The organism is Streptomyces sp. NPDC058880, assembly GCF_042742535.1.
In the GTDB taxonomy this organism is placed as follows: Bacteria; Actinomycetota; Actinomycetes; order Streptomycetales; family Streptomycetaceae; genus Streptomyces.
On sequence record NZ_JBHYMC010000014.1, the window covers coordinates 70,902 to 95,046 of the forward strand.

A 24,145-nucleotide genomic window follows, 5' to 3' on the forward strand; every position below is an offset into this window, starting at 1 on the left:
GAGATGCGCTGGTGGGACATCGCGCCGGTGCTGGAACTGGAGCACGACCTGTTCCCCGAGGACGCCTGGTCCGCCGGGATGTTCTGGTCCGAACTGGCCCACGCGCGCGGCCCGCAGGCCACCCGCCGCTATGTCGTCGCCGAGACCCCGGACGGCCGCCTCGTCGGCTACGCCGGACTGGCCGCCGCCGGCGACCTGGCCGACGTACAGACCATCGCGGCCGCCCGCGACCAGTGGGGGACCGGGCTCGGGGCCCGGCTCCTGACCGACCTGCTGCGCGCCGCCACCGCCTTCGAATGCGCCGAGGTGCTGCTGGAGGTGCGCGTGGACAACACGCGTGCCCAGAAGCTCTACGAGCGCTTCGGCTTCGAGCCCATCGGCTTCCGGCGCGGCTACTACCAACCGGGAAACGTCGACGCGCTCGTCATGCGACTGACCGACCCCGCACAAGCACGAACTGAGAGCAGTGAGAGCAATGGCTGACGAACCGCTCGTCCTCGGCATCGAGACGTCCTGCGACGAGACCGGCGTCGGCGTCGTCCGCGGCACCACCCTCCTCGCGGACGCGATCGCGTCGAGCGTCGACGAGCACGCCCGCTTCGGCGGCGTCGTGCCCGAGGTGGCCTCGCGGGCCCACCTGGAGGCGATGGTCCCCACCATCGACCGCGCCCTGAAGGAGGCCGGCGTCAGCGCCCGGGACCTCGACGGCATCGCGGTCACCGCCGGACCCGGCCTCGCCGGGGCGCTGCTGGTGGGCACCTCCGCCGCCAAGGCCTACGCGTACGCCCTGGGCAAGCCCCTGTACGGCGTCAACCACCTGGCCTCGCACATCTGCGTCGACCAGCTGGAACACGGCCCGCTGCCGGAGCCGACGATGGCGCTCCTCGTCTCCGGCGGGCACTCCTCCCTGCTGCTGGCCCCCGACATCACCTCCGACGTGCGGCCGCTCGGCGCGACCATCGACGACGCCGCGGGCGAGGCCTTCGACAAGATCGCGCGTGTGCTCCAGCTGGGCTTCCCCGGCGGCCCGGTCATCGACCGGCTCGCGAAGGAGGGCGACCCGAAGGCGATCAACTTCCCGCGCGGCCTCACCGGCTCGCGCGACCCCGCCTACGACTTCTCCTTCTCCGGCCTGAAGACGGCCGTCGCCCGCTGGATCGAGGCGAAGCGGAACGCGGGCGAAGAGGTGCCGGTGCGCGACGTGGCGGCGTCCTTCCAGGAGGCCGTGGTGGACGTGCTGACGCGCAAGGCGATCCGGGCGTGCAAGGACGAGGGCGTCGACCACCTGATGATCGGCGGCGGAGTGGCGGCCAACTCGCGGCTGCGCTCGCTCGCCCAGGAGCGCTGCGACGCCGCGGGGATCACCCTGCGCGTGCCGCGGCCGAAGCTGTGCACGGACAACGGCGCGATGGTGGCAGCGCTCGGCGCCGAGATGGTCAAGCGCAACCGGCCGGCGTCGGACTGGGACCTGTCGGCGGACTCCTCGCTGCCGGTCACGGACCCGCACGTGCCGGGGACGGCCCACGCCCACCCGCACGGTCACGGTCACGGTCACCACCACGACCACGACCACGTGCACGAGCTCAGCAAGGGCAACCTCTACTCGTGAGCACCGTCACGCTGATGTGGGAGGCCCGGGCCGCAGACGGCCGGGGCAACGAACTGCTGGAGTGGGCCCGCGCCCAGGTCCTCGCCCGGGACCCGGTACGCCGCGAGGTGTTCCGGGCGCCGCAGGACCGGGTACTCGTGCTCACCTGGTGGGAGGCGGCCGAGGGACTCGCGGCCGACCTGCCCGAACTGCCCGAACCGGCCGCCGACCTGATCACACGCGCGGTGCACCGCTGGCGCTTCGAGTCGGTGGAGGTCGACGGGGCGTAGGGGCGTACCGGTCCGGCGCCCCGCTCCGCCCCCCGAGTCCGTGCCCCGTGCCGCCCGCGCGGCCCGTCAGGGCCCGGGCTTCGCCGCAGGCGGCACGGCCGGGGCGCCGATCAGCATCGACGGGGCGCCCGCCACCCTGGTCAGGAAGACCGTCGCCGAGTTCGGGCCCTGCGGCTTGACCTTCCTGCGCAGCTCCTCGGGCTCGATCGCCGATCCGCGCTTCTTCACGGTCAGGATCCCCACCTCGCGCTCGCGCAGCAGGGCCTTCAGCTTCTTCAGGCCGAAGGGCAGCACGTCGGTGATCTCGTACGCGGTCGCGTACGGCGTCGCCCGCAGTTCGTCCGCGGTGATGTAGGCGATGGTCGGGTCGATGAGCCGGCCGTCCAGCCGTTCGGCGACCTCGGCCACCAGATGGGCGCGGATCACGGCGCCGTCGGGCTCGTAGAGCCAGCGGCCCACCGGCCCGGCCTCCGGGTCGGGCAGCGGATCGGCGGTGTGCAGCCCGCGGGGTCCGGGCAGCAGGGTGGCGCGCACGGTCCCGGGAGCGGTGCCGAACCAGAGCACGGCCTCCTTGACGTCCCCCTGGTCGGAGATCCACTCGGCCTCGGCCTCGGTGGGTACCGCCTCGTGCGGGATGCCGGGGGCGATCTTGATGGCCGCGTACCTCGCCGCACGGGCCGTCTCCACGGCCCACGACAGCGGCGGCGAGTAGGACTCCGGATCGAAGATACGCCCACGTCCCCCGCGCCGGGCCGGGTCGATGAAGACCGCGTCGTGGCCGGCGGTGTCCACCTCGGTCACGTCCGCCTCCCGGACCTCGATCAGGTCCGCCAGACCCAGCGCTTCGGCGTTGGCGCGCGCGACGGCGGCCGTCAGCGGGTCGTGGTCCACCGCGAGCACCCGGATGCCGAGCCGGGCCAGGGCGAGGGCGTCCCCGCCGATGCCGCAGCAGAGATCGGCGAGGCTGCGCACGCCGAGGGCCGCCAGCCGCTCGGCCCGGTACGCGGCCACGGACGCACGGGTGGCCATCTCGCCGCCGCCGGGCGTGAAGTACATCCGGAAGGCGTCCTCGGCCCCGAACTTCGCCACCGCGCGCTGCCTCAGCCTGGCCTGCCCGAGGGCCGCCGACACCAGTCCGGCGGGGTGCTCGCGGCGCAGCCGGGTGGCCACGGCCAGCTCCTGGGCGGGGTCGTAGTCGCGGAGCGAGTCGAGGAGGGAGCGGCCCTCGGGGGTGAGGAGGGCGGCAAAGTCTTCGGGGGTCACGGGTCCATTGTCGGCGACGGGCTGTGTGGGCCGGTCGGAGGAACGTCGCGTCCCGGTGCGCGGTGTCGTCCCGTAGGCCCGCGTGTCGGGTGCCAGGATGCGCAGCTATGCAGCTAGTCGGACAAAGGGAAGATAAGACGCAACTGGGTCACCGGTGCGCGGCGGGTGCGCGCGGCCGGTTCGGGGTGGCCGTGGCCGCCCTGCTGGTAGCAGCCCTCGGCACGGCCTGCGGCTCCGGAGAGTCGGGCGGGCCGGACAAGGCCGAGAAGACGAAGGCCGCCAAGGGCTCGGAGGCGGGTGCCGCGGGCGCCCTCAGCGCCGCCGAGAAGGCCAAGGCGCTGCAACAGGCGCGCGTCGCCGCGGCGAAGAAGTGGGGCCTGCGCACGGTGCCGCTCACCGCCCCCGCGGCGCCGAAGGAGAAGCCCCACATCAGCACGCGCGACGGCTTCGAGGTGTGGAACCACGAAGAGGACGAACTGCCCCCGGTCTTCACCACCGTCCCCACGGAGGACAAGGTCGTCTTCCTGACCATCGACGACGGCTCGGAGAAGGACCCCGAGTTCCTGAAGATGATGCAGGAACTGAAGATCCCGTACACGGCCTTCCTCAGCGACTACCTGGTGAAGGACAACTACCCGTACTTCAAGCAGATGCAGGCCGCCGGCGTCACCTTGAACAACCACACGCTCAACCACCGCTACATGCCGGGGCTGTCCTACGAGCAGCAGCGCCGGGAGATCTGCGGCCAGCAGGACACCATCCAGAAGACCTTCGGCAAGCGCCCGACCCTCTTCCGGCCGCCGTACGGCAACTACAACGACGACACCCTCAAGGCGGCGAAGTCCTGCGGCATCAAGGCCGTCCCGCTGTGGAACGCCGAGGCGTTCACCAACCGCATGGACTACCGCGAGTGGGACCGCGACCTGCACCCCGGTGACATCATCCTCACGCACTTCCGGGGCAAGGAGGACTGGAAGGGCACCATGCCTGACATGATCCGTCATGTCATGAAGACCGTCACGGACAAGGGATATGCCGTGGCTCGCCTGGAGGACTACTTGTGAGGTACGCGCGCCGGTTGGTAGCCGGAACGCTGGCGGCCGGCGCGCTCGCGCTCTCCCTGACGGGGTGCGGGAAGAGCGTGGATCCCGTCGAGCGGCTGGGCCGCGGGGCGGCGCAGGAACCGTCGCGGACGCCCTCCGCATCGGCGCAGGTGCCCGGGACGCCGCCGGCGCCCGCGCCGGGCGGCCCGTCCGACGAGGCGTACCGGAAGTGGGGCCTGACGGCCCCCGTCCCGTACGCGCCGAAGCCCACCGAGAAGCCGCAGATCCCGAAGGCGGCTCCGGGCGAGGTCCCGGTGATAGACCGAATACCCCTGCCGGCCGGGGAGAAGACGGTCTTCCTGACCTTCGACGACGGGGCGGAGAAGGACCCCGAGTTCCTCCGGATGGCCGCCGACCTCAAGCTGCCGATCAGTATGTTCCTCACCGACAGCGTGGCCTCGTCGGACTACGGGTACTTCGAGAAGCTCCGCGACAACGGCTCGGCGAGCACCGTGAACAACCACACGCTGACGCACCCGAACCTGAGGACCCTCTCCTTCGAGGCGCAGAAGAAGGAGATATGCGGCCAGCAGGACCGGTTGGAGAAGCGCTTCGGCCAACGCCCGCCGCTCTTCCGCCCGCCCTTCGGCAACTACAACGACGACACCCTCCGGGCCGCCTCGGAGTGCGGTGTCTCGTCCGTCCTCCTGTGGCGGGTGTCGATGCAGATCAACAACTTCCAGTACGCCCAGGGCTCCGCCCTCCAGCCCGGTGACATCATCCTGGCCCACTTCCGAGGCCCCGCCGAGCTCAAGGGCACGACGGAGGTCCAGATGACGACCCGCATGCTCCAGCGCATCCAGGAACAGGGCTACCGGATAGGGCGGCTGGAGGACTACCTGTAGGGCCCGGATACGAGCACCCGCGCCCCCAGCGCCTTCCCCGCAGGGTTGTTGGGTGGCCATGTCGGCCATGGCTATCGATTCAAGCTGATACGGCCGCGGGTTGAGGATCTGGATGCTGCAGTGCCCTTCTACGAGAGGCTGACCGGGGCGACCGCCTCGCGGTTCGCCTGCGCCGGCGTCAAGCTGGCGGCCGTCGGGCCCTTCCTGCTGTCCGCCGGGCCTGACGAGGCGGTGCGGCGGTCGCGGGAGTGGCGGCGACGCTCGTCGTCGCGGACCTTGACGTCGCGGTCGAGGAGGCCCAGGCGGGAGCAGCCGAAGTCGTGGTGCCCGTTCAGCCCACTCCCAACGGACGTCACCGGCTCCCGGCCCGCGGACATCCCGCCCCCGAAGCCACCCCGCACCTCCCGTTCCCGCCCCATCGGCACCCGCCGAGCGCACCCCCTACACCCGCACCACCGGGGTGATCGTCGTTTCCGCCGGGCCGTGGGAGTCCGCCTCGCGTTGGCGTTCCGCGCTGTCGCTGATGCGGAGCAGGAGGGCGATCATGATCCAGTTGGCCAGGAGGGACGAGCCGCCCTTGGCCAGGAAGGGCAGCGCCTTGCCTGTCAGGGGGATCAGGCCCGTCACGCCTCCGGCGACCACGAAGACCTGGAGGGCCAGCGCCGAGGCGAGGCCGACCGCCAGCAGTTTGCCGAAGGGGTCGCGGGCGCCGAGTGCCATGCGCAGGCCGCGCTGGACGAGGAGGGCGTAGAGGACCAGTACGGCCATGACCCCGGCGAGGCCGAGTTCCTCGCCGACCGTCGTGAGGATGAAGTCGCTGCGGCCGGCGAACTTGATCAGCTCGGGGTGTCCCTGTCCGAGGCCCGTGCCGGAGATGCCGCCCGTGCCGAAGCTGAACAGCGCCTGCGCCGACTGGTCCGAGACGACCCCCGGGGGAGGGTTCTCCGAGTAGACGGAGAGCGGGTTCAGCCAGGCCGCCACGCGTGCCTTGACGTGGGGTTCCGTCGAGCCGACCACGAAGGCCCCGGCCGAGGCCATGAGCAGGCCGCAGACGATCCAGCTGGTGCGCTCGGTGGCGACGTACAGCATCACCACGAAGACGCCGAAGAAGATCAGTGATGTGCCCAGGTCCCGCTCGAAGACCAGCACGAGCATCGAGAGGATCCACACCGTGATGATGGGTCCGAGCTGGCGCATCGGGGGCAGTCGCATGCCGAGGAACCTGCGGCCCGTCAGGGCGAGGGAGTCCCGGTGGACGACCAGGTAGCCGGCGAAGAAGACCGCGATCATGATCTTCACGAACTCGCCGGGCTGGACGGAGAAGCCGAAGAGGATGATCCACCGCTTGGCGCCGTACGTGTCCGCGCCGAAGAACGCAGGCGCGATCAGCAGCACCAGCGCGACCGCCATCGTGATGTAGATGAACCGCTGGAGCAGCCGGTGGTCGCGCAGCAGGGCCAGGACCGCGATGCAGGCGGCGATGCCGACCACCGTCCACAGCAGCTGGCCCGGGGCGTTGGCGTCCGAGCCCCACCGTTCGATGTAGCCCTGGTCGAGGCGGTGGATCAGTACCAGACCCAGCCCGGTCAGCAGCATGGCGAGCGGGAAGACCAGCGGATCCGCGTAGGCCGCGAAGCGGCGCACGCCCAGGTGCCCCACCAGGGACAGCAGCGTCATGGAGAGGGTGAATTCGGCGAGGCCGGGCGGGAGCTCGCCGTTCATCGCGAGGCCCGCGGCGGCGTGCCCGAAGACGGTGATGGCGATGACGAGGACGAGGAGCAGTGCCTCGGTGCGGCGGCGGGCTCCCGCCGCCGTCAGGGGCCTCAGTCCACGCACGGGATGCCGCCGCCGTCCTCGTGGGTGGAGGGCGAGGGCGAGGGCGGGGGCGAGGGCGGAGGTGCCGTCTCGCGCGCCCCCGGTGTGGAGCCGGTCGAACCGGCCTCGGCGTCCGGTGCGCCGGTGCTTGCGGAAGCCTTCGGTCCGATCTGCTCTGCAATGAGGCGCTTTATCTTCATATCGTCTACGACGTTGATGTCCTCCCCAAGGTTCCTTCCGAAGCGCTCGACGGGGAGTGTCGTGAACTGCACCCGGCCGCCGGACAGGCTCTTCGCCTGCTTCATGAACGACAGCAGGTCCCACCCTTGGTCGGTCACCACGTCCTGTTTCGCGACGTCGATCAGCCTCATCAGCTTCACGGGGTCGGTGAAGGTGCCGGCCGAGTTCAGCTTCTTCGTCGCGCCCGCGAGGAAGGCCTGCTGCCGTTTGGTCCGGTCCAGGTCCCCGCCGGCCAGACCGTGCCGCTGGCGCACGAAGGCGAGCGACTGGCGGCCGTCGAGCGTCTGCGGGCCCGCCGGGAAGTCGGCCCCCGAGTACGGGTCCTTCACGGCCCTGTTCAGGCACACCGGTACGCCGCCCAGCGCGTCCGCGAGGTGGTAGAAACCGGCCAGGTTCAGCTCGGCGAAGTGGTCGACCGGGACCCCCAGGAAGTCGCGCACCGTCGCGATCTGGGCCGCCCGTCCCGCCTCCCGGCCCTCCCGCTCCAGCTGTCGGGAGTCCTTCACGCCCTGTGCGGCGAGCTGCCCTTCCTTGCGGGCCTTCGCCAGCCCGTACGCCTTCTTGATCTTGTCCTTGCCGTGGCCGGGTATCGCGACGAAGTCGTCGCGCGGCACCGAGAAGGCCTTCGCCCGGCTGCCGTCCCCCGGTACGTGGAGCAGGATCAGGGTGTTCGCGTTGTAGCCGCCGATGTCCGAACTGCCGGCGTGCAGCTGGTCGAGGACCTCTTCCGGCAGTTTCTCGCCATTCTGGTCCCGGCGACTGTCCAGGCCGATGAGCAGGATGTTGGTGTCGCCGAACTTCGACTTCTCGGCTCCTTCGAGGGCCTTGGAGCTGCCGATTTCGGAGGCCAGGTCCCGGTAGAGGTACCAGGCGCCCCCGCCGGCCGTCACCGCCAGCGCGCAGGCCGCGACCAGCAGCGTACGGCCGAGCCGCCGGCGTCGGGACGGTCGGCGGCGTCGGGTCGTCGTCTTCCTCCGGTGCGCGCTCATGCCCGTCGATGCTGGGGCAGACCGGCTGAAGGAATCCTGAGGTTCCTGAAGGGGCGTTCAGGGCCGTCGCCCCGCCCCGACCCCGCTACGGGATCCGCAGCACCAGCCGCGCGCCCCCGGCCGGTGCGGGCAGCGCGCGTGCGTCGCCCCCGTGCTTCCGCGCGATCTCCCGGGTGATGGCCAGGCCGAGTCCGGTGCCGCCGGCGGCCCGGCTGCGGTCCGCGTCCAGCCGTACGAACCGCTCGAAGATGCGGTGCCGGTCCGCGTCCGGAATCCCCGGCCCGTCGTCCGTCACCTCCAGCACCGACCAGCCGTCCTCCACGGCGGCCCGGACGGTGACCTCCGAGCGGGCGTGCCGCAGGGCGTTGTCCACCAGGTTGGCCAGCGCCCGCTCCAGCTGCGCCGGGTCCCCGGCCGCCGGGACGGGAGCCGGCGCCTGCAGCCGTAGCGGGACCCGGGCGCTACCCCGGCGGGCCAGGTCCTCCGCGGCCAGTAGTGCGAGGTCCACCGGCTCGGTCCGGGGCGGCGGCCCGCCATCGAGGCGGGCCAGCAGCAACAGGTCCGCCGCGATCCGCTGGAGCCGCTCGGTCTCGGCCAGTGCCGCCGCGACCGACGCGCGGCCGGGGCGGTCCGCCGCCAGTGCCACCTCAAGCCGGGTCCGTACGGCCGCCAGCGGATTGCGCAGCTCGTGCGAGGCGTCCGCGGTGAACTGCCGCTGCCGGGCGTCGGCGCGCTCCAGCCGGTCGAGGGTGGCGTTGACGGTCCGCGCCAGCCGCGCGATCTCGTCCGCCCCGCCCGGGTCCGGGACCCGCCGGTCCAGCTCGCTGGCGGTGACCGAGGCCAGTTCGGTCCGGATGGCGTCCACCGGGCGCAGCGCGCGCCCGGTCACCCACCAGGCCAGGGCCGCGGCGAAGGCGATCAGCGGGGGCGCGCCCGCGAGCAGGCCGACGGCGACGGCCCGGGTCGCGTCGTCCACGTCGCCGAGGACGGTCATCGCGTACACCGTGTTCCCGCCGGGCGCCGGGACGGCGACCACCGCGCGCCGGTGCCCGCCGGGACGCTCGGGAGGGAGTACGGCCGAGCGGGAGTCCTCCCCGGGGCCGGGGCGCGGTGCGCCGTCCAGGTCGGGGGTGTGCCGCGGGTCGCCGCCGGTCGCGGCCACGGTCCGGCCGGCGGGGTCCCGTACGAGGACCAGGTCCACGCCGTTCTCGGGCGCGGGCAGCCGCCCGCCGGGCGGCGGGGTGCGGGCGTCGAGCTGGGCGGCGGCTTTGAGGGCGGCGAGCTCGGTCCGGCCGGTGGTGTTGTCGAGGAGGTTGGCCCGCAGCAGGGCGTGCATCCAGAGCCCGCCGGCGGCCAGTACGGCGGCCATGGCGAGGGCGGCGGCCGCGGCGGTGCGCCCCCGGATGCCGGGCCGCCCGCGGCGGGCGGCCCGGGTCTCGCCGGATCCGCGACGCCGCTCAGCCACCATCGGGCGCCATGCGGTAGCCGGTGCCGTGGACGGTGAGGATCGAGCGGCGTCCGAAGGGGGCGTCGATCTTCTTGCGCAGCGAGGAGACGTAGACCTCGACGATGTTCGGGTCGATGTCGTGCGGGGTGTCCCAGACCTCGTCCAGGATGTCCTGCTTGGCGACGGCGCGGCCGGGCTGCTCCATCAGGCAGGCGAGCACGCCGAGTTCGCGGGCGGTGAGCTCGATGTCCCGGTCGCCGCGGCGGCAGCGGCGGCCGCGCGGGTCCAGGACGAGGTCGCCCGCCTGGAGGGTGCCGCGGTCACAGGCTCCGGCGCGGCGGGCCAGCGCCCGGATCCGGGCGGCCAGGACCACGAAGGAGAACGGCTTGGTGAGGTAGTCGTCGGCGCCTGCGTCCAGGCCCTCGGCCTCGTCGTACTCGCCGTCCCTGGCGGTGAGCATCAGGACCGGGGTGGTGTCGCCGTGGGAGCGCATGCGGGTACAGATCGCGTGCCCGCCGGGACCCGGGAGCATCAGGTCGAGCAGGACGACGTCGTAGGGGCCGCCGGCGAGGGCGAGGTCCATGCCGCGGTGGCCGTCGTGTGCGACGTCGACCAGGTGCCCGTCGGCGGACAGGCCGCGCCGCAGGGACTCGGCGAGGCCTTCTTCGTCTTCGACCACGAGGATGCGCACCGCTCAAGCGTCACATATCGCCCGTCTTGTGCCGTACCCGGTCCCCTGTGGGGTGCTCGGCGGGGCGGTGTGGGTCCGGTCGGGGAGCGGGGCCGCCGCCGGGGCGTCTCCTCGGCTCGGCGTGTGCGGGGCGCCGTCTTCCGACGCCGCCGAGCCGCGCAGCGACCCCGCAGGGGAGGGGGATTCATGCCAGCGACCGCCGCGCACGGGACAGGGCGTCGCGGGTGGCTGCCGTCAACGCCCAGGCCGGGAAGGCCAGGGCGGTCAGGCCCAGGCCCATGGGTGCGAGGGAGGTGAGGATGCTCATCTGCACGGCCCCGTCGGCATCGGGCCCGCTGACGCGGGCGGCGACCGAAGCCTGCGGCCGCTCGTCGAAGACGCCGTCGATCCCGATCCCGCGAAGAGTGAACGATCCGTCGGCTGCGGTGAAGGAGCCCGCGCACGTCAGCGTGCGGTCCCCCATGGAATTCGGGTCGCCCCACACGCACCGCTCGGCGCTGAACCTGCCGTCCACTCCCGTCAGCTGGATGATGAGCCGCGGTACGGCCGCGTGGAACATCCAGATCCCGACGGCGAGCCCGATGGCGATCGGGACGGCGTGCACCCACCGCACACCGGAGTTTGTCCTGGTCATGTCCGGGAGAAGAGTGATCTCGAACGCATGCGCGAAGAGAGTTTCGGGGATCGAACCGGCCTCCGCGCAACGCCGGGAGGTCGGGAATTGGCACTCCGCTTGACCGAGTGCTAATCGCCGGAATAGTCTCGCACCTGGCACTCGCCCCCGGCGAGTGCCAACACAGCGACAGGCAGGTCCGGCACCCGCGACGACGGATCGACCTGGTCGCCACCTCAGACAGTTAACCCCGGATCTCCGAAGGGGGAGGTCGGACAGTGACGACCGCCAGCTCCAAGGTTGCCATCAAGCCGCTTGAGGACCGCATCGTGGTCCAGCCGCTCGACGCCGAGCAGACCACGGCCTCCGGCCTGGTCATCCCGGACACCGCGAAGGAGAAGCCCCAGGAGGGCGTCGTCCTCGCGGTCGGCCCGGGCCGCTTCGAGGACGGCCAGCGTCTCCCGCTGGACGTCACCGTCGGCGACATCGTGCTGTACAGCAAGTACGGCGGCACCGAAGTGAAGTACAGCGGCGAGGAGTACCTCGTCCTCTCGGCTCGCGACGTGCTCGCGATCGTCGAGAAGTAATTCGCTTCACAGCACTGCTTTGAGCTACGCCCCTGGTCACCCCGCTGATTGCCGGGCGGCGAGGGGCGTAGCTCGTTAAACCCGAGTTTTCGAGAGGGCTGAACCGCTCCCATGGCGAAGATCCTGAAGTTCGACGAGGACGCCCGTCGCGCCCTCGAGCGCGGCGTCAACAAGCTTGCCGACACGGTCAAGGTGACGATCGGCCCCAAGGGCCGCAACGTCGTCATCGACAAGAAGTTCGGCGCCCCCACCATCACCAACGACGGTGTCACCATCGCCCGCGAGGTCGAGCTGGACGACCCGTACGAGAACCTGGGCGCCCAGCTCGTGAAGGAGGTGGCGACCAAGACCAACGACATCGCGGGTGACGGCACCACCACCGCCACCGTGCTGGCCCAGGCGCTGGTCCGCGAGGGTCTGCGCAACGTCGCCGCGGGTGCTTCCCCGGCCGCCCTGAAGAAGGGCATCGACGCCGCGGTCAAGGCCGTCTCCGAGGACCTCCTCGCGACCGCCCGCCCGATCGAGGACAAGTCCGACATCGCCGCCGTGGCCGCGCTCTCCGCGCAGGACGCCCAGGTCGGCGAGCTCATCGCCGAGGCGATGGACAAGGTCGGCAAGGACGGTGTCATCACCGTCGAGGAGTCCAACACCTTCGGCCTGGAGCTGGAGTTCACCGAGGGCATGGCCTTCGACAAGGGCTACCTCTCCCCGTACATGGTCTCCGACCAGGAGCGTATGGAGGCCGTCCTCGACGACCCGTACATCCTGATCAACCAGGGCAAGATCTCCTCCATCCAGGACCTCCTGCCGCTGCTGGAGAAGGTCATCCAGGCGGGCGGCTCCAAGCCGCTGCTGATCATCGCCGAGGACGTCGAGGGCGAGGCGCTCTCCACCCTCGTCGTCAACAAGATCCGCGGCACCTTCAACGCGGTGGCCGTCAAGGCCCCGGGCTTCGGTGACCGCCGCAAGGCGATGCTGCAGGACATGGCCACCCTCACCGGTGCCACCGTCATCGCCGAGGAGGTCGGCCTCAAGCTCGACCAGGCCGGTCTGGACGTACTGGGTTCCGCCCGCCGCGTCACCATCTCCAAGGACGACACCACCATCGTCGACGGCGCGGGCAGCTCCGACGAGGTCCTCGGCCGCGTGAACCAGATCAAGGCCGAGATCGAGGCCACGGACTCGGACTGGGACCGCGAGAAGCTGCAGGAGCGCCTGGCGAAGCTCGCCGGCGGCGTCTGCGTCATCAAGGTCGGCGCCGCCACCGAGGTGGAGCTCAAGGAGAAGAAGCACCGCCTGGAGGACGCCATCTCCGCGACCCGCGCCGCGGTCGAGGAGGGCATCGTCTCCGGCGGTGGCTCCGCGCTCGTCCACGCGGTCAAGGTCCTCGACGGTAACCTCGGCCTGTCGGGCGACGAGGCCACCGGTGTCGCGGTCGTGCGCCGCGCCGCCGTGGAGCCGCTGCGCTGGATCGCCGAGAACGCGGGCCTTGAGGGCTACGTCATCACCTCGAAGGTCTCCGAGCTCGACAAGGGCCAGGGCTTCAACGCCGCCACCGGCGAGTACGGCGACCTGGTCAAGGCCGGCGTCATCGACCCGGTGAAGGTCACCCGTTCCGCGCTGGAGAACGCCGCCTCCATCGCCTCCCTGCTGCTCACGACCGAGACCCTGGTCGTCGAGAAGCCGGCGGAGGACGAGGGCGACGCCGGTCACGGCCACGGTCACGGCCACAGCCACTGATCGCGTTCCACGTCGAAGGCCCCGTTCCGCAGTCGCGGAGCGGGGCCTTCCCCGTGTTCGGGATTCAGGTTCCGTAGGGCGATCCGGTTCCGCCCATCTGCCGCTGCAGGGCTCCGGGGTTGTAGTGCCACCAGCCCTCGATGATCTCTCCGTCCTGACACCGGAAGGTCGTGGTCCCGGACATCTCGTACGTCTTGCCGGTCGGTGCGACCCCCATGAACTCTCCCTTGTGGGTGCCGCGCCAGTTCCACACCGTCGTGACCATGTCGCCCTCGGCCACCTGGGCCGTCGGCTCGAAGGTCATGTCGAAGGCGGCGCGCCACATCTCCACGTCGGCGTGCATGTTCTCGCGTCCGATGACGGTTGACTCCTCCTTGCTGGCGTCGTGGTCGATGTAGTTCACCGCGAAGCACTCGTCGAGGACGCCCATGTCGCCGCCCGCGACGGCTTCCTTGAACGCCCGGTTCACGAGCTGCTTGTTGAGATGCTCGTCCCGGACCACATCGAGGTTCACGAACGTGGGCATCCCCTCGCAGAGGGCCACCATCTCCTGGAACATCCGGTCCGTCTCGGGGAGCTGAGAGTTCTTCATCGCCTCCTCGTACGAGGCGAACTCCACCATGTCCACGTAGTGGTTCCGGGCCTCTCGGTCCTGGCCGATCATCGTGTGCGTGGCGGTGCGCCTGCCGCTGCTCTGCTCCGCCCAGCGGTCGATGAGCGCGTTCATCTCATCGAACCGCGTGGTCTCGTAATCGATCACCTGTACGAATGTCATCGCGTCGCCTCCCGGTGGAGATGGAACATGTCCATTTTAGGGAGATTTAGCCAGTTTGGCGGCTCGGGTGAGGGCTTACCCGCAGGTCACGAACACTACTGGGGCCCGTACTTGCGGCCCGTGCGCGAGGACACCCCGCCCAGCAGCCCGCGCGGCGTCAGCTTCACCACACCCATCAGCGCCTTGTACCGCGGGTCCGGGATCGACACCGTCTTCCCCCGCGCCAGATCGGCCAGCGCCGCCGCCACCAGCTTGTCGGCGTCCAGCCACATCCAGCCGGGGATGCTGTCCGTGCCCATGCCGGCGCGCTGGTGGAACTCCGTCCGTACGAAGCCGGGGCACAGCGCCATCAGCCGGACCCCGGACCCCGCCATGTCCCGCGCCGCGCCCTGGGTGAACTGCACGACCCAGGCCTTGCTGGCGCCGTACGTACCGCGGGGTACGAACGCGGCCACCGAGGCCACGTTGATCACACCGCCGCGACCGCGCGAGCGCATCGACTCGGCCGCCGCCGAGGTCAGCCGCAGCACCGCCTCGACGTGCACCTTCAGCATGGTCAGCTCGTCGGCCATGGAGACCTCGAGGTAGCGGCCCTTGTTACCGAATCCCGCGTTGTTGACCAGCAGGTCCACCGGGTGCGTGCGGTCGTCCAGGCGCTTCTCGACCGCCGTGATGCCCTCGTCGGAGGACAGGTCGGCGACCAGCACCTCGGCCTCGATTCCATGCAGGTCGTGTAGCTCCGTGGCCTGCTCGCCCAGGCGCTTGCCGTCTCGCGCCACCAGCACGAGGTTGTGCCCCTGGGCGGCCAGCCGCCGGGCGAAGGCGGCGCCGATGCCCGCCGTGGATCCCGTAATCAACGCAGTCGTCATACGCGCAACCTAGCCGCCCGGGGTGACGGCGCTACCGCGCCCCGGTCCCGGCCCCGTACTTCTCCACGTACCGGCGCACCGTCTCATGCGCCCCGGGCTCCATCGCGTCGCCCGCGGCCAGTGTCCTCGGCAACAGCGCGCGCTCGGTGGTGAAGGCGCGGAACCAGAGCTGCACCGTCACGTCGTGGTCCGGGCGGTGGACGACCTCGATGGGGTCGCCGGGGGAGACCGAACCCTCCTCGATCACCCGCAGGTACGCACCCGGGCGGGCCTCCCGGGTGAACCGCTTGACCCAGCCCGCCTCGCCCAGTGCCCCCTGGAAGGTGCGGCACGGGATGCGGGCCGAGGCCACCTCCAGGACGAGGTCCGTGCCGACCCGCCAGCGGTCGCCGAGCCGTGCGGTGTTCAGGTCGATGCCGGAGGTCGTGAAGTTCTCGCCGAAGACCCCGTCCGGCAGCTCGCGGCCCAGCTCCCGCTCCCACCGGTCCAGGTCCTCGCGGGCGTACGCGTACACGGCCTGGTGGTCGCCGCCGTGGTGCCGGCGGTCGCAGATGGCGTCGCCCTCCAGGCCGCTGCCCCGGCCGGTGGCCCTGTCGCCGGGGGCGACGACGCGGACCGGCCCGGGGACGGGGCGCTTGCCGATGCCCGTCACCCCGCTGTCCGCGTCGGTGTGCTCGGAGGGTACGGCGGTGCCGACGTTCACGGAGATCAGATGCATGGGGCCCATGCGCCCAGGCTAACCGGGCTCCCCCAAAGCGTCACGGAAGTATTCGCGCGACGATAAAAGCGGGCCTTATGATCGAAGAGTGATCGAGGCACGTCATCTCCGGGTCCTGCGCGCCGTCGCCGGGACCGGGTCCTTCTCCGCCGCCGCGCGCGAACTCGGCTGCACCCAGCCGGCCGTCTCCCAGCAGATGAAGGCGCTGGAGCAGTCGGCCGGCACCCCGCTGCTCATCCGCACCGGCCGGGAGATGCGGCTGACCCAGGCGGGCGAGGCCCTGGTCCGCCACGCCGCGGGGATCCTCGCCGGGCTGACCGCCGCCGAGGAGGAGGTCGCGGCCATCGCGGGGCTGCGCGCGGGCCGGGTGCGTCTGGTGTCCTTCCCCAGCGGCAGCTCCACCCTGGTGCCGACCGCGCTCGCGGCGATGCGCGCCGAACACCCCGGCACCCGTATCTCCCTGGTCGAGGCCGAGCCGCCGCGGTCCGTGGAGATGCTGCGCGAGGGCGACTGCGATCTGGCGCTGGCCTTCCGCTACGGCGGGGCCGCCGGGTCAGCGGCCGAGTGGGAGGACCTCGTGGTGCGGCCGCTGCTGACCGACCGGCTGGTGGGGCTGGTCCCCGAGGGGCACGCGCTGGCCGGGGCGGAGCGCGTGAACATGGCGGAGCTGGCCGGCGAACCCTGGATCGCGGGCTGCCCGCGCTGCCGCCGCCATCTGGTGGAGGTGTGCGAGGGCGCCGGCTTCACCCCACGCATCGACTTCGCCACCGACGACTACCCGGCGGTGGTCGGCCTGGTCGGCGCGGGGCTGGGCGTGGCGGTGCTGCCGGAGCTCGCGGTGGAGTCCGTACGGGCCAAGGGCGTCAGTACGCTCGTCGTGGAGCCGGCCGTCGAGCGGGAGGTCGTGGCGCTGACCCTGCCCGACCTGGCCCGGGTGCCGGCTGTGGCCGCGACCCTGGCCGAGCTGGAGCGCGCGGCCTCGCGCTGACCGCCCTCAGGGGAGGGGTCGGCCGTACGCACCGGCCGCGGGTCGGCGGTACGCACGGGCCGCGGGTCGGCGGTACGCACGGGCCGCCCCCGGCCGTACGCGCGGGGCGCGCGTACGGCCGAACGCGTGAAACCGGACCGGGCGGCGACACGCCCGGATGTGCAGGTGGTGCGGAGGAAACGTTCCTTCCGTTGTTTCGTCGGCTCTCAGTGCGGCGCGATCGGTCCGATCGCACTCGACGCGGGGATCAGGCGGTGCCGGGCGCGGCCCATCAGTTCCTCGCGCTCGTCCTCGGTGAGGCCGCCCCACACCCCGTAGGGCTCACGGACGGCGAGTGCGTGCGCGGCGCATTCCGAACGAACCGGGCATCGCATGCAGACCTCTTTAGCCGAGGCCTCGCGCGCGCTCCTGGCCGCGCCCCGCTCGCCCTCCGGGTGGAAGAAGAGGGAGCTGTCGACCCCGCGGCAGGCGGCTAGCAGCTGCCAGTCCCAGAGGTCGGCGTTCGGTCCGGGGAGGCGGGAGAAATCTGCCATTGGTAGTCCTCTTGGTGCCGGTACTGAGGCGGATACGGTCCATGTCTCCAAGGGTCTCCACACCTACTGTCGGAGTAGATGTAAATATGACTCATTGGGAATCTAGCCTCAGACACGTGCCAAACGGAAGGAAAGCCGCCAAATAGGGCATAGCTCCAGATGGAGGACAGGCGGCTTGCGCCTCCACCACGGTGTTCGCTTCCTCACGTAGAGTGCCGAAGGTGTCCGTCCGACCCGTAACTCTTTCGAGTGACCATCGTTGAGAGTGCGAAGGCGGTTGAACCCACAAGTTCTCGGACAGGTGTCCGGGAGCATCGACCGCACAGGTGACGATACGTACCAGCCTGGAGGCTCAAGGTGACGCGCATCAGCAGCTGCGGAGGGCGGTCATGACATCCGTCCTCGTCTGCGACGACTCCCCGCTTGCCCGAGAGGCGCTCCGTCGCGCGGTTGCCACCGTGCCCGGCGTCGAGCGTGTGACGACGGCTGCCAACGGCGAGGAAGTCCTCCGCCGCTGGGGCGCCGACCGCTCCGACCTGATCCTGATGGATGTGCGGATGCCCGGGCTCGGCGGTGTGGAGACGGTCCGCCGCCTCCTCTCGGCCGACCCCGGCGCCCGCATCATCATGCTGACGGTCGCCGAGGACCTGGACGGCGTGGCCCTCGCGGTCGCCGCCGGCGCCCGCGGCTACCTGCACAAGGACGCCTCGCGCGCCGAACTGCGGGCCACGGTCACCCAAGCCCTCGCCGACCCGACCTGGCGGCTGGCCCCGCGCCGGCTGCGCTCCGCCGAGATGGGCGCCGCGCCCACCCTCACCGCGCGCGAGATCCAGGTGCTGGAGGGCATGAGCCACGGCCGGTCCAACGCGGAGATCGGCCGCGAGCTCTTCCTCTCCGAGGACACGGTCAAGACGCACGCCCGCCGGCTGTTCAAGAAGCTCGGCGCCTCGGACCGCGCGCACGCCGTGGCGCTCGGCTTCCGCTGGGGTCTCGTCCGCTGACCCCGCAGCGGCCGGGCCCGGCCCGGTCCGCCGCAGACCGCGGATCGTCGAGAGCGGTCCCGTCCGCCACCGGTGGACGGGGCGGCGCGCCGCTCTTGCCGTCCCGGCGCCCCTGGCGCCTCTTCTCGTCGCGGTAGCCCTGTCCCGCCGTACCCGGTGCGCACCCGGGGGTTGGCGGGGCACAATCCGGGGGACGTCTCGCTTCGTGCGCGATGCCGCATCCTTGAGGGTGTGGAGTCTCTCGGGGACTATTCGGCCGAGCGGGAGGGGAGGGCGCAGATGAAGAGTTCCGGCGCACCCGCTCATAACGCTTCGACGCACAACAAGGGCCGCGGTGCCGCGGATGCTCCGGCGCCAAGGCACCATGGACGGATGCGCGACGACGAGGCCCCGGGGTCCCCTGCGGCCACAGGCCCCACCGGTGCCGCCGCCGGCGGCGGCACCGGGGGCGTCAGTGCGCTCGTGCGCCGAGCGGTGGAGGGCGACGAGCAGGCCACTCACGACCTGCTCGCCTTCGTGCACCCCCTCGCCATCCGCTACTGCCGCACCCGGCTGTCCCGGCTCCCGGGTGACGCCCGGCACTTCGTCGAGGACCTGGCGCAGGAGGTCTGCGTCGCCGTCCTGATGGCGCTGCCGCGCTACCGGGACACCGGCCGCCCCTTCGAGGCCTTCGTCTTCGCCATCGCCGCGCACAAGGTCGCCGACCTGCAGCGGGCTGCCATGCGGCACCCGGGCAGCACGGCCGTGCCGTCGGACGAGATGCCCGAGCGGCCGGACGACTCGCTGGGCCCGGAGGAGCGCGCGCTGCTCAGCAGCGACGCCGCCTGGGCCAAGAAGCTGCTGGCGAACCTTCCGGAGAACCAGCGCGAACTCCTCGTACTACGGGTGGCCGTCGGGCTGACCGCGGAGGAGACCGGCCAGATGCTCGGGATGTCCCCCGGAGCCGTGCGCGTGGCCCAGCACCGGGCCCTCAGCCGGCTCCGCGCGCTCGCCGAGCAGTAGGTGCGCCCGTAGGAAAATACGAAACTTCTGGTTGACCTTGGTCGTGGAATGAGACGCGTCGGGATCCCGTTAGCATGGACATCCGCGCTGAGCAAGACCATTGGGAAGGTGTCATGACTGACAGCGGTTCGACTGGAGTGCCCGACAAATTCGCCACGCTCGGACTGACCTACGACGACGTGCTGCTGCTGCCGGGCGCATCGGACATGGCGCCGAACGACATCGACACCTCCTCCCTCATCTCCCGCAACGTGCGCGTGAACATCCCGCTGCTGTCCGCGGCCATGGACAAGGTCACCGAGGCCCGCATGGCCATCGCGATGGCCCGCCAGGGCGGCGTCGGCGTGCTGCACCGCAACCTCTCCATCGCGGACCAGGCCAACCAGGTCGACCTCGTCAAGCGCTCCGAGTCGGGCATGGTCAGCGACCCGATCACCGTGCACCCGGACGCGACCCTGCGCGAGGCCGACGAGCTCTGCGCGAAGTTCCGCATCTCCGGCGTCCCGGTCACCGACCCCGCGGGCAAGCTCCTCGGCATCGTCACCAACCGCGACATGGCCTTCGAGTCGGACCGCAGCCGCCAGGTGCGCGAGGTCATGACCCCGATGCCGCTGGTCACCGGCAAGGTCGGCATCTCGGGCGTGGACGCCATGGAGCTGCTGCGCCGCCACAAGATCGAGAAGCTTCCGCTGGTCGACGACGCTGGCGTCCTCAAGGGCCTCATCACGGTCAAGGACTTCGTCAAGGCCGAGAAGTACCCGAACGCCGCCAAGGACAAGGAAGGCCGCCTCCTGGTCGGCGCCGCGGTGGGCGTCGCCGGCGACGCGTACGAGCGCGCCCAGGCCCTGATCGAGGCGGGCGCCGACTTCATCGTCGTCGACACCGCCCACGGCCACTCCCGACTGGTCGGCGACATGGTCGCCAAGATCAAGTCGAACTCCGCGGTCGACGTCATCGGCGGCAACGTCGCGACCCGCGACGGAGCCCAGGCCCTGATCGACGCCGGCTGCGACGGCATCAAGGTGGGCGTCGGCCCCGGCTCCATCTGCACCACCCGCGTCGTCGCCGGCATCGGCGTCCCGCAGGTCACCGCGATCTACGAGGCCTCCCTCGCCGCCAAGGCGGCCGGCGTCCCGGTCATCGGCGACGGCGGTCTGCAGTACTCGGGTGACATCGCCAAGGCCCTGGTCGCCGGCGCCGACACGGTGATGCTCGGCTCCCTGCTCGCCGGTTGCGAGGAGTCCCCCGGCGAGCTGCTCTTCATCAACGGCAAGCAGTTCAAGTCCTACCGCGGCATGGGCTCGCTCGGCGCGATGCAGTCCCGCGGCGACCAGCGCTCCTTCTCCAAGGACCGCTACTTCCAGGAGGGCGTGGGCGGCGACGACAAGCTCATCCCCGAGGGCATCGAGGGCCAGGTGCCCTACCGCGGCCCGCTCTCCGCGGTTGTCCACCAGCTCGTCGGCGGCCTGCGCCAGTCGATGTTCTACGTGGGCGGGCGCACCGTGCCGGAGCTCCAGGACAACGGCCGCTTCGTGCGCATCACCTCGGCGGGCCTCAAGGAGAGCCACCCGCACGACATCCAGATGACCGTCGAGGCACCGAACTACAGCCGCAAGGGCTGAGCAGGCGCTACGCAGGGGCGGACCCGGTTCAACGGGTCCGCCCCTGCGTGTTGCGTCCGTACAGCGGTCACCGGAACGCGGCCCGCCGGGGTTCGGGGATACTGGACGGGCAGACCCAGAGGAAAGGCCACCACACGTGACTGAGATCGAGATCGGGCGCGGCAAGCGCGGCCGCAGGGCGTACGCGTTCGACGACATCGCCATCGTCCCGAGCCGGCGTACCCGGGACCCGAAGGAGGTCTCGATCGCCTGGCAGATCGACGCGTACCGCTTCGAGCTCCCCTTCCTGGCCGCCCCCATGGACTCGGTCGTCTCCCCGCAGACCGCCATCCGCATCGGCGAGCTCGGCGGTCTCGGCGTGCTGAACCTCGAAGGCCTGTGGACCCGCTACGAGGACCCGCAGCCGCTCCTCGACGAGATCGCGGAGCTGGACGAGGAGTCGGCCACCCGCCGCCTCCAGGAGATCTACTCCGCGCCGATCCAGGCCGACCTGATCCGCCGGCGGATCAAGGAGGTGCGCGACTCGGGCGTCGTCACCGCCGCCGCGCTCTCCCCGCAGCGCACCGCCGAGTTCTCCAAGGCCGTCGTCGACGCGGGCGTGGACATCTTCGTCATCCGCGGCACCACCGTCTCCGCCGAGCACGTCTCCGGCGCGGCCGAGCCGCTGAACCTCAAGCAGTTCATCTACGAGCTGGACGTCCCGGTCATCGTCGGTGGCTGCGCCACCTACACGGCGGCCCTGCACCTGATGCGCACCGGCGCCGCGGGCGTGCTGGTCGGCTTCGGCGGCGGCGCCGCGCACACCACGCGCAACGTGCTCGGCATCCAGGTCCCGATGGCGACCGCCGTCGCGGACGTGGCCGCTGCCCGCCGCGACTACATGGACGAGTCCGGCGGCCGCTACGTGCACGTCATCGCCGACGGCGGTGTGGGCTGGTCGGGCGACATCCCGAAGGCCGTGGCCTGCGGTGCCGACGCCGTCATGATGGGCTCCCCGCTGGCCCGCGCCACCGACGCGCCCGGCAAGGGCAACCACTGGGGCATGGAGGCCGTCCACGAGGACGTGCCGCGCGGCAAGAAGGTCGACCTCGGCACCGTCGGCACCACCGAGGAGATCCTCACCGGTCCCTCGCACAGCCCGGACGGCTCGATGAACATCTTCGGCGCACTGCGCCGCTCGATGGCCACCACCGGCTACAGCGAGCTCAAGGAGTTCCAGCGGGTCGAGGTCACCGTCGCGGACTCCCAGCACCGCCGCTGACCCCGGCCGCATCTGCCGGAGGGCCCGATTCCCGCTCAGGGGGTCGGGCCCTCCGGCATGCGAGCCGGATCAGCCTTCGCCGCGCCGCTGCGAGTCGGCGGGGCCGCCCGCAGCGGGACGGGCGTCTGCCCCGGCTGTGGGATCCGGGCGGGATCACGCGGTGGCATGCGGACCACGCAGGAGGGCGGAACGCCCGCGTCGAGCGGGCGGAGCGCGCCTGGTCCGTCGGGCCTGCTCAGTGCTCCGTCGGCCGCCGGTGCGTCAGCCGGCGGCCTTGCGGGCGGTCTGGAAGGCCGCGTAGGCGCCGATCGCGTAGAAGAGGATCGAGATCGGGTCCATGTTGTCCACGTAGAACTGGTTCAGTTTCACCAGCTCGGTGGTGAGCAGTTCGGAGACCGGGATCCCCTGGTGCTCGGAGATGGCGAGGGCCATGTCCAGGAGGTAGCCGACGTACACCCCGGCCAGCGTGAGCACGGCGCTCAGGGCCGGGAGGAGGGGGTTGCGGCCGCCGATGCGGACGGCGACGAGGGCGACCGCGAGGCCGACGCCGGCGGCCAGGTAGCCGATCTGGAAGGAGATCGCATTCATGATGCCGCCGTAGGCGGCGCCCGCGGCCACGGCGGTGCCGGTCGCGGCGAGGACCGCCAGGCCGAGGTTGCCGCTGCGGGTCGGGGCAGGGGCGGCAACCGGGGAGTAGGCGAACGCACGTGTGGCCATAAGGCGTAAGTACGAGATAAGTGACGCCGCAGGCTAGCAGGCCCGTCGGACATCGGCAGGGGGTATTTTCCGCTGTTCAGAGGCGGTGGGCCGCGCCCACCGGGCTGGCGCCGCGGGTGTCCAGGAGCAGCTGCGCCTTCACGGCAAGGGCCTGCATGTCGTAGGTCCGGTGGTGCTGGAGGAGGATCGTCAGGTCGGCGTTGGCCGCGGCCTCGTACAGGGACTCGGCGCGGGGGACCGGCCGGTCCCTGACCCGCCAGCCCGTGATGTAGGGGTCGTGGTAGCTGATCAGGGCGCCGAGGTCGATGAGGCGGCTGGCGATCTCGCCGGCCGGGGAGCCCTCCTGGTCGGCGAGATCGGGCTTGTACGTGACCCCGAGCAGCAGGACGCGGGCCCCGCGAGCCGATTTGCCGTGCTCGTTCAGCAGGGTGGCGGAGCGCTGGATGACGTACTGCGGCATCCGGTCGTTGATCTCCTGCGCCAGGCCGACCATCCGCAGTGGGTGCCCGGGGGTGCGGCTGGTGTGGGGCAGGTAGTTCGGGTCGAGCGGGACGCCGTGGCCGCCGACGCCGGGTCCGGGGCGGAAGGCCTGGTAGCCGTACGGCTTGGTCTCGGCGCAGCGGATGACGTCCCACAGGTCGACGCCGAGGTCGTGGCAGAGCACGGCCATCTCGTTCATCAGGGCGATGTTGACGTGGCGGTAGTTGGTTTCGAGGAGTTGCACGGTCTCGGCCTCGCGCAGGCCCCGGGCGCGGACCACCTTCTCGGTGAGGCGGGCGTAGAAGGCGTGCGCCGACTCCGTGCAGGCGGGGGTGAGGCCGCCGATCACCTTGGGGGTGTTGGAGATGCCGTGGGTCCGGTTGCCGGGGTCGAGGCGGCTGGGGGAGTAGGCCAGGTGGAAGTCCCGGCCGGCGCGGAGCCCGGACCCCTCCTCCAGGATCGGCCGCAGGTAGTCCTCGGTGACGCCGGGGTGCGCGGCGGATTCGAGGATCACCGTGGTGTGCGGGCGCAGCCGCGCGGCGAGGGCGCGGCCCGCGTCGCCCACGGCGGAGAGGTCCAGCGCGCGGTCGGCGCCGAGCCGGGTGGGGGCGCAGATGACGGCCGTGCGGACCCGGCCGAGCTCGGCGGGGTTGGTGGTGACCCGGAAGCCGGCCGCCGACATGCGGCGGATCTCGGCAGCGGAGAGAGTGGAGTCGGTGACCGGGCCGCTCTCGTAGCCGACCGTCTCGATTCCGGCGGCGACGGCCGCCTGGGCGAGCGGAAGGCCGAGGTGGCCGAGTCCGATGACGGCGAGGTCTGCGGGCATGGGGATGCCGTCCCTTCCCTGGCGTGAGGGGGTGCCGCGCAAGTCCTCCCGAGGTCAGGCGAGCTGGCGCAATGTCAGACTAGGCTTATATATGACAGATATGTCGCATTACAGGGTGAACGTCGCCGTTGTGTTGTCCACA

At 71.4% G+C, this 24,145-nt stretch carries 25 protein-coding genes; 12 read left to right on the top strand and 13 right to left on the bottom strand.

Features of this window, described 5'->3' with window-relative positions:
- Positions 1-3 precede the first annotated feature (3 nt).
- The 3 genes from rimI to ACFW2G_RS11325 are packed head-to-tail and all read left to right on the top strand — an operon-like array spanning position 4 to position 1,878.
- Positions 4-483 (top strand): ribosomal protein S18-alanine N-acetyltransferase, encoded by a 480-nt coding sequence (gene rimI, locus ACFW2G_RS11315; RefSeq protein ID WP_030825893.1) that lies wholly within the window; start codon positions 4-6, stop codon positions 481-483.
- Positions 476-1,609 carry a tRNA (adenosine(37)-N6)-threonylcarbamoyltransferase complex transferase subunit TsaD gene (tsaD, locus tag ACFW2G_RS11320; RefSeq protein WP_384581319.1) on the top strand — a complete coding sequence of 378 codons (1,134 nt, stop codon included), beginning with the start codon at positions 476-478 and terminating at the stop codon, positions 1,607-1,609. Before rimI ends, tsaD begins: the two co-directional genes overlap by 8 nt.
- Positions 1,606-1,878 carry a hypothetical protein gene (locus ACFW2G_RS11325; protein WP_236647545.1) on the top strand — a complete coding sequence of 91 codons (273 nt, stop codon included), beginning with the start codon at positions 1,606-1,608 and terminating at the stop codon, positions 1,876-1,878. Before tsaD ends, ACFW2G_RS11325 begins: the two co-directional genes overlap by 4 nt.
- A gap of 66 nt (positions 1,879-1,944) precedes the next feature.
- On the opposite strand, the gene ACFW2G_RS11330 is transcribed toward ACFW2G_RS11325, so the two are convergent.
- Complete coding sequence (locus ACFW2G_RS11330; protein WP_384581317.1) at positions 1,945-3,141, bottom strand: methyltransferase domain-containing protein; 1,197 nt, start codon at positions 3,139-3,141, stop codon at positions 1,945-1,947.
- 107 nt (positions 3,142-3,248) lie between these two features.
- Here ACFW2G_RS11330 and ACFW2G_RS11335 point away from each other — a divergent pair, with 107 nt between their 5' ends.
- Both ACFW2G_RS11335 and ACFW2G_RS11340 read left to right on the top strand, forming a co-directional pair.
- Entirely contained in the window at positions 3,249-4,205 is a 957-nt protein-coding gene (locus ACFW2G_RS11335; RefSeq protein ID WP_037918975.1) for a polysaccharide deacetylase family protein, read from the top strand.
- Between the two features lie 14 nt (positions 4,206-4,219).
- Positions 4,220-5,089, top strand: coding sequence for a polysaccharide deacetylase family protein (locus ACFW2G_RS11340; RefSeq protein WP_384581315.1), 870 nt, complete (start codon positions 4,220-4,222; stop codon positions 5,087-5,089).
- Between the two features lie 128 nt (positions 5,090-5,217).
- Here the strand turns inward: ACFW2G_RS11340 and ACFW2G_RS11345 are convergent, their stop codons facing one another.
- The 6 genes from ACFW2G_RS11345 to ACFW2G_RS11370 all read right to left on the bottom strand — a co-directional run bounded on the left by ACFW2G_RS11345 (position 5,218) and on the right by ACFW2G_RS11370 (position 10,905).
- Entirely contained in the window at positions 5,218-5,445 is a 228-nt protein-coding gene (locus ACFW2G_RS11345) for a hypothetical protein (protein WP_384447072.1), read from the bottom strand.
- Between the two features lie 85 nt (positions 5,446-5,530).
- Positions 5,531-6,925 carry an FtsW/RodA/SpoVE family cell cycle protein gene (locus tag ACFW2G_RS11350; RefSeq protein WP_384447074.1) on the bottom strand — a complete coding sequence of 465 codons (1,395 nt, stop codon included), beginning with the start codon at positions 6,923-6,925 and terminating at the stop codon, positions 5,531-5,533.
- Entirely contained in the window at positions 6,913-8,133 is a 1,221-nt protein-coding gene (locus tag ACFW2G_RS11355) for an LCP family protein (protein WP_384447076.1), read from the bottom strand. Before ACFW2G_RS11355 ends, ACFW2G_RS11350 begins: the two co-directional genes overlap by 13 nt.
- 85 nt (positions 8,134-8,218) lie before the next feature.
- Positions 8,219-9,598 (bottom strand): sensor histidine kinase, encoded by a 1,380-nt coding sequence (locus ACFW2G_RS11360; protein WP_384581313.1) that lies wholly within the window; start codon positions 9,596-9,598, stop codon positions 8,219-8,221.
- Positions 9,591-10,271 carry a response regulator transcription factor gene (locus tag ACFW2G_RS11365; RefSeq protein ID WP_037918981.1) on the bottom strand — a complete coding sequence of 227 codons (681 nt, stop codon included), beginning with the start codon at positions 10,269-10,271 and terminating at the stop codon, positions 9,591-9,593. Before ACFW2G_RS11365 ends, ACFW2G_RS11360 begins: the two co-directional genes overlap by 8 nt.
- Positions 10,272-10,455: 184 nt before the next feature.
- A complete protein-coding gene (locus ACFW2G_RS11370) occupies positions 10,456-10,905 on the bottom strand; it encodes a hypothetical protein (RefSeq protein WP_384581311.1) in 450 nt (149 codons plus the stop codon).
- Between the two features lie 257 nt (positions 10,906-11,162).
- On the opposite strand from ACFW2G_RS11370, the gene groES reads away from it, so the two are divergent.
- Both groES and groL read left to right on the top strand, forming a co-directional pair.
- On the top strand, positions 11,163-11,471 hold the full coding sequence (groES, locus tag ACFW2G_RS11375) for a co-chaperone GroES (RefSeq protein WP_030011064.1): 309 nt from the start codon (positions 11,163-11,165) through the stop codon (positions 11,469-11,471).
- 111 nt (positions 11,472-11,582) lie between these two features.
- Positions 11,583-13,211, top strand: a complete 1,629-nt coding sequence (gene groL, locus ACFW2G_RS11380; protein ID WP_384447083.1) for a chaperonin GroEL — start codon at positions 11,583-11,585, stop codon at positions 13,209-13,211.
- Positions 13,212-13,275: 64 nt separating this feature from the next.
- Here groL and ACFW2G_RS11385 read toward each other — a convergent pair whose 3' ends face one another.
- The 3 genes from ACFW2G_RS11385 to ACFW2G_RS11395 form a co-directional block, all read right to left on the bottom strand.
- Positions 13,276-13,986: an ester cyclase gene (locus ACFW2G_RS11385; RefSeq protein ID WP_384447085.1), complete on the bottom strand. Its 711-nt coding sequence runs from the start codon at positions 13,984-13,986 to the stop codon at positions 13,276-13,278.
- A gap of 95 nt (positions 13,987-14,081) precedes the next feature.
- A complete protein-coding gene (locus tag ACFW2G_RS11390; protein WP_384447087.1) occupies positions 14,082-14,855 on the bottom strand; it encodes an SDR family NAD(P)-dependent oxidoreductase in 774 nt (257 codons plus the stop codon).
- A gap of 31 nt (positions 14,856-14,886) precedes the next feature.
- Complete coding sequence (locus ACFW2G_RS11395; protein ID WP_384581357.1) at positions 14,887-15,573, bottom strand: MOSC domain-containing protein; 687 nt, start codon at positions 15,571-15,573, stop codon at positions 14,887-14,889.
- 88 nt (positions 15,574-15,661) lie between these two features.
- Here ACFW2G_RS11395 and ACFW2G_RS11400 point away from each other — a divergent pair, with 88 nt between their 5' ends.
- On the top strand, positions 15,662-16,561 hold the full coding sequence (locus tag ACFW2G_RS11400; protein ID WP_037918988.1) for a LysR family transcriptional regulator: 900 nt from the start codon (positions 15,662-15,664) through the stop codon (positions 16,559-16,561).
- A gap of 206 nt (positions 16,562-16,767) precedes the next feature.
- Here ACFW2G_RS11400 and ACFW2G_RS11405 read toward each other — a convergent pair whose 3' ends face one another.
- Positions 16,768-17,094 (bottom strand): WhiB family transcriptional regulator, encoded by a 327-nt coding sequence (locus ACFW2G_RS11405; RefSeq protein WP_030027725.1) that lies wholly within the window; start codon positions 17,092-17,094, stop codon positions 16,768-16,770.
- 389 nt (positions 17,095-17,483) lie between these two features.
- On the opposite strand from ACFW2G_RS11405, the gene ACFW2G_RS11410 reads away from it, so the two are divergent.
- The 4 genes from ACFW2G_RS11410 (at position 17,484) to ACFW2G_RS11425 (ending at position 21,980) form a co-directional block, all read left to right on the top strand.
- Positions 17,484-18,095, top strand: a complete 612-nt coding sequence (locus ACFW2G_RS11410; protein ID WP_003948568.1) for a response regulator transcription factor — start codon at positions 17,484-17,486, stop codon at positions 18,093-18,095.
- 372 nt (positions 18,096-18,467) lie between these two features.
- The gene (locus tag ACFW2G_RS11415; RefSeq protein WP_037918991.1) at positions 18,468-19,097 is read left to right on the top strand and encodes a sigma-70 family RNA polymerase sigma factor; all 630 of its coding nucleotides are present in this window, start codon (positions 18,468-18,470) and stop codon (positions 19,095-19,097) included.
- Between the two features lie 113 nt (positions 19,098-19,210).
- Complete coding sequence (gene guaB / locus ACFW2G_RS11420; RefSeq protein WP_037918992.1) at positions 19,211-20,719, top strand: IMP dehydrogenase; 1,509 nt, start codon at positions 19,211-19,213, stop codon at positions 20,717-20,719.
- Positions 20,720-20,855: 136 nt separating this feature from the next.
- Complete coding sequence (locus tag ACFW2G_RS11425) at positions 20,856-21,980, top strand: GuaB3 family IMP dehydrogenase-related protein (RefSeq protein WP_037918994.1); 1,125 nt, start codon at positions 20,856-20,858, stop codon at positions 21,978-21,980.
- Between the two features lie 261 nt (positions 21,981-22,241).
- On the opposite strand, the gene ACFW2G_RS11430 is transcribed toward ACFW2G_RS11425, so the two are convergent.
- Together ACFW2G_RS11430 and ACFW2G_RS11435 are read right to left on the bottom strand one after the other, a co-directional pair.
- The gene (locus tag ACFW2G_RS11430) at positions 22,242-22,697 is read right to left on the bottom strand and encodes a hypothetical protein (protein ID WP_384581309.1); all 456 of its coding nucleotides are present in this window, start codon (positions 22,695-22,697) and stop codon (positions 22,242-22,244) included.
- Between the two features lie 76 nt (positions 22,698-22,773).
- On the bottom strand, positions 22,774-24,003 hold the full coding sequence (locus ACFW2G_RS11435) for a nucleotide sugar dehydrogenase (protein ID WP_037918998.1): 1,230 nt from the start codon (positions 24,001-24,003) through the stop codon (positions 22,774-22,776).
- Between the last annotated feature and the right edge of the window lie 142 nt (positions 24,004-24,145).

Coding starts and splice junctions, on each gene's coding strand:
- rimI (WP_030825893.1), top strand. CDS start 4: ATGCGCTGGTGGGACATCGCGCCGGTGCTGGAACTGGAGCACGACCTG.
- tsaD (WP_384581319.1), top strand. CDS start 476: ATGGCTGACGAACCGCTCGTCCTCGGCATCGAGACGTCCTGCGACGAG.
- ACFW2G_RS11335 (WP_037918975.1), top strand. CDS start 3,249: ATGCAGCTAGTCGGACAAAGGGAAGATAAGACGCAACTGGGTCACCGG.
- ACFW2G_RS11355 (WP_384447076.1), bottom strand. CDS start 8,133: ATGAGCGCGCACCGGAGGAAGACGACGACCCGACGCCGCCGACCGTCC.
- ACFW2G_RS11370 (WP_384581311.1), bottom strand. CDS start 10,905: ATGACCAGGACAAACTCCGGTGTGCGGTGGGTGCACGCCGTCCCGATC.
- groL (WP_384447083.1), top strand. CDS start 11,583: ATGGCGAAGATCCTGAAGTTCGACGAGGACGCCCGTCGCGCCCTCGAG.
- ACFW2G_RS11385 (WP_384447085.1), bottom strand. CDS start 13,986: ATGACATTCGTACAGGTGATCGATTACGAGACCACGCGGTTCGATGAG.
- ACFW2G_RS11390 (WP_384447087.1), bottom strand. CDS start 14,855: ATGACGACTGCGTTGATTACGGGATCCACGGCGGGCATCGGCGCCGCC.
- ACFW2G_RS11395 (WP_384581357.1), bottom strand. CDS start 15,573: ATGCATCTGATCTCCGTGAACGTCGGCACCGCCGTACCCTCCGAGCAC.
- ACFW2G_RS11405 (WP_030027725.1), bottom strand. CDS start 17,094: ATGGCAGATTTCTCCCGCCTCCCCGGACCGAACGCCGACCTCTGGGAC.
- ACFW2G_RS11410 (WP_003948568.1), top strand. CDS start 17,484: ATGACATCCGTCCTCGTCTGCGACGACTCCCCGCTTGCCCGAGAGGCG.
- ACFW2G_RS11415 (WP_037918991.1), top strand. CDS start 18,468: ATGCGCGACGACGAGGCCCCGGGGTCCCCTGCGGCCACAGGCCCCACC.
- guaB (WP_037918992.1), top strand. CDS start 19,211: ATGACTGACAGCGGTTCGACTGGAGTGCCCGACAAATTCGCCACGCTC.
- ACFW2G_RS11430 (WP_384581309.1), bottom strand. CDS start 22,697: ATGGCCACACGTGCGTTCGCCTACTCCCCGGTTGCCGCCCCTGCCCCG.
- ACFW2G_RS11435 (WP_037918998.1), bottom strand. CDS start 24,003: ATGCCCGCAGACCTCGCCGTCATCGGACTCGGCCACCTCGGCCTTCCG.